Below are 2,939 nucleotides of genomic sequence, written 5' to 3' on the forward strand. Positions count from 1 at the left end.
CCACGTGTACCGCATGGACTTTAGTCAGATGATCGAAGCCCACATCGAGTCGGGCGCTGGCGTGACGGTTGCCGCGATCCGCCAGCCGATTTCGCTCGCCGATCAGTTTGGGGTTATCGAGGTTTCTCCCGACGACCCCACGCGCATCCAGGCATTCCACGAGAAGCCGGAGCACCCCACCGGGCTGCCGGATTCGCCTCAGGAGGTTCTTGCCTCGATGGGCAACTATGTGTTCGATGCCGATGTGCTGATGGATGCGGTGCTCCGGGATGGAGAGACCCCGTCGTCAAACCACGACATGGGTGGCGATATTGTGCCGGACTTCGTCTCCCGCGGCGATGCCGCCGTCTACGACCTCAATCGCAACGACGTGCCGGGGGCAACCGATCGCGACCGCTATTACTGGCGCGATGTGGGAACGATCGACTCCTACTACGAGGCGCACCGCGACCTCATCTCGGCGTTGCCCGTCTTCAATCTCTATAACCGCGCATGGCCGATCTACAACCAGCAGTTCAACGCTCCGCCCGCCAAGTTCGTGCGTGACTCAGCGGGAAACCTGGGCACGACGATCGACTCAATCGTGTCTCTCGGCTCGCTTCTTTCTGGCGCGCATATCGAGCGAAGTGTTCTTGGGCCGTGGGCGACCATCGACTCCGGTGCGAGCGTGGTGGACTCGATCGTCTTCGATTACGTGCGTATTGGCCAAGACGCACGGGTGCATCGGGCTATTCTGGACAAGGAGGTCATTGTCGACGCCGGGGCATCCGTCGGCATCGATCCTGCCGCTGACCGGGCGCGGGGCTTTACCGTCACCGATTCCGGCATCACGGTCGTTGGCAAGGGCATCCGCGTCACCCGTTGATCTGAGGTCGGCCCATTGGGTCCGCTCCCCTTCCCGTTTGGAACGCTGCCCCGATGGCCTTTCTTGTCGTGCTCGATGTCGATTCAACCCTCATTGAAAATGAGGTGATTGAGCTGATCGCCGAAGAAGCAGGAAGCCTTACGCAGGTCGCGGAGGTCACCTTTCGCGCCATGAATGGTGAGATCGACTTTGCCGAGAGTCTGCGGGAGCGCGTTGCGACCCTCGCTGGCCTCTCGGTAGCAGCACTTGAGCGGGTCCAGGAGCGGGTCGTCGTCACTCGCGGAGTCGCCGAGCTCGTCGCCGGTGTGCACGCCGCAGGCGGTCGAATCGGTGTGGTTTCCGGCGGCTTTCACGAGATCATCGACCCCATCGCCGAACGGCTCGGGCTGGACTTCTGCCGAGCGAATCGGCTCGCCGTTGCCGATGGCCGCTTGACCGGGCTTGTTGACGGAGCAATTGTCGACGCCGAAGCTAAAGCGGATGCGCTGCGGGAGTGGGCTAACGAGAGCGGCATCGATCTTCGCAGCACGATTGCCGTGGGTGACGGCGCCAACGACCTGCGGATGATGGCGGCAGCTGGCCTCTCCGTTGCCTTCGACGCCAAGGAGCCCGTTCGTCAGGCTGCTGACGTCATTCTCGACGTGCGTGACCTGTCGCAGGTCCTTGCGCTCATGGGCCTGGGATCACCCCGTACGGCCCAGCACTAGCGGGCTGTCCGGGCTGCCGGGCTAGCGGGCTAGCTGGCCTCTAATGGCCCATTCCGAGGCCACCATCGACCGGGATGACAGCCCCACTGATGTACGCGGCATCGTCAGAGGCAAGCCACGTGATCACGCGGGCGACTTCACCGGGGGTTGCGAAGCGTCCGGCCGGAATCGAGCTCTTGTACTGAGCCTGTGTCTCCTCGGCCAGCTCCGCCGTCATGTCGGTTTCAATGAAACCGGGGGCCACGACGTTCGCCGTGATTCCTCGCCCGCCGAGTTCGCGAGTGATTGAGCGAGCGAATCCCACGAGACCGGCCTTCGACGCGGCGTAGTTTGCCTGGCCGGGTCCGCCATAGAGGCCGACGACGCTCGATACCAGGATGATGCGGCCAAAGCGGGCCTTGAGCATTCCCTTGGACGCCCTCTTGACGACGCGAAACGCGCCGGTCAGATTGGTATCGATCACCGAGGTGAAGTCGTCTTCGCTCATGCGCATCAGGAGCGTATCGCGGGTGATTCCGGCGTTCGCTACGACAACTTCGACCGGGCCGAGTTCCGCCTCGACCTGAGTGAAGGCCGCGTCGATGGAGGCAGCATCCGTTACGTCGGCATGCACCGTGAGAGCGCCTTCTGGGCCAGCGCCGGAGCGAGCGGTGACGGCAACTCTGTGCCCCTGGGCGATGAATTCTTCGGCAATGGCGTAGCCGATGCCTCGGTTGCCGCCGGTAATGAGAACTGTTCTGCTGGTCGACACCGCGATCATCACTCCTGCCAGGAGGAGCCGGCCGTCGGCTCCCGTGAAACTCTCTTGATCTTAGTCGTAGGCTAGTAACGGACTCCTCATGGCCAAGTCACAACCCATCACATCACTCCCCCGGTCTCCCGACGACGACCGGCGAGCCCGTATGGTCAAATACAGCGTGACCATGGGCATCCGATTGGTGTGCATCATTGCGTGCTTCTTCGCTCCTGGGTGGTGGCTGATTCTGCCAGCGACCGGAGCGATCGTGCTCCCGTATGTCGCCGTGATCATTGCCAACGTGTCCTCGAGCCGCGGCGGCAACGTTGCCGCACCGCCGCCCTCACAGATTGTTCGATTTACTACGCGAGACGAGGACAGATGACCGGCGCAGCGGGCGGCATATTCGGTGGCCTCGGTGAGGCCGGCCCGTCGGAGCCGACATGTTCCCGAGCCGGGTGCCGCGCGGTGGCAACCGCCGCGGTTAACTGGCGCAACCCCAAGATTCACGGGCCCGAGCGGGTCAAAGTGTGGCTTGCCTGCGACGAGCACACCGAGTTTCTCAGGGAGTACCTGCGGGCTCGTGATTTTCCCGTGCTCGTCGGCCCCGTTGGGCACGTTCCGGATGCTG

The 2,939-nt window shown here is 63.2% G+C and carries 5 protein-coding genes; 4 read left to right on the forward strand and 1 reads right to left on the reverse strand.

Annotation, left to right across the window (positions count from 1 at the left end; all coding sequences use genetic code 11):
* Positions 1–865, forward strand: an 865-nt coding sequence (locus AC062T_RS05785; RefSeq protein WP_476028241.1) for a GlgC family sugar phosphate nucleotidyltransferase, incomplete at its 5' end; no start/stop codon positions are given.
* A gap of 53 nt (positions 866–918) precedes the next feature.
* On the forward strand, positions 919–1,572 hold the full coding sequence (gene serB, locus AC062T_RS05790; protein ID WP_476028243.1) for a phosphoserine phosphatase SerB: 654 nt from the start codon (positions 919–921) through the stop codon (positions 1,570–1,572).
* 40 nt (positions 1,573–1,612) lie between these two features.
* On the opposite strand, the gene fabG is transcribed toward serB, so the two are convergent.
* Positions 1,613–2,323, reverse strand: coding sequence for a 3-oxoacyl-ACP reductase FabG (gene fabG / locus AC062T_RS05795; protein WP_476028247.1), 711 nt, complete (start codon positions 2,321–2,323; stop codon positions 1,613–1,615).
* A gap of 88 nt (positions 2,324–2,411) precedes the next feature.
* On the opposite strand from fabG, the gene AC062T_RS05800 reads away from it, so the two are divergent.
* Together AC062T_RS05800 and AC062T_RS05805 are read left to right on the forward strand one after the other, a co-directional pair.
* Positions 2,412–2,693: a DUF3099 domain-containing protein gene (locus AC062T_RS05800; RefSeq protein WP_108516427.1), complete on the forward strand. Its 282-nt coding sequence runs from the start codon at positions 2,412–2,414 to the stop codon at positions 2,691–2,693.
* On the forward strand, positions 2,690–2,939 hold a 250-nt coding region (locus tag AC062T_RS05805; RefSeq protein ID WP_476028245.1), incomplete at its 3' end, for a hypothetical protein. The genes AC062T_RS05800 and AC062T_RS05805, both read left to right, overlap by 4 nt.

Source organism: Homoserinimonas sp., assembly GCF_056262345.1.